We start from the raw sequence: 413 nt of genomic DNA on the forward strand, positions 1-413 counted from the left end.
GGGCGGATTCAACTGGTCGTCGCAACACCTCGATCCGGAGGTGTGGGAATGGGACGGCCGGCGGATTGGACCGAGACGGTCACGGGGCGGGCGGGGATGTGCTCGCCGGGGCGGCCGCCGGTGGCGCGGTGGGAGCATCAGCAGCGGTTCTGGGTGGCGATCGCGCGGGGGCTGAGCAGCGAGGACGCCGGTGTCGCGGCCGGCGTGTCGCCGGCGGTCGGGACCCGGTGGTTCCGCAACTGTGGCGGGATGCCCCCTTCGGACTTCCCCGCCCCGTCGGGGCGGTATCTGTCGTTCGCGGAGCGGGAGGAGATCGCCCTGGGTCGTGCCCGCGGGGACAGCATCCGCCAGATCGCCCGGGGCCTGGGTCGGCCTGCGTCGACGGTGTCGCGGGAGCTGCGGCGTAACGCCGG

1 protein-coding gene is annotated in these 413 nt (G+C 74.3%); it reads left to right on the top strand.

All coding sequences use genetic code 11. The features are described from left to right. Positions 1-48: 48 nt before the first annotated feature. Positions 49-413: helix-turn-helix domain-containing protein (locus AC559T_RS17150; RefSeq protein WP_498869386.1), on the top strand; the 365-nt coding region annotated here is incomplete at its 3' end.

The organism is Frankia sp. Hr75.2 (assembly GCF_949319125.1).
GTDB lineage: Bacteria > Actinomycetota > Actinomycetes > Frankiales > Frankiaceae > Parafrankia > Parafrankia soli.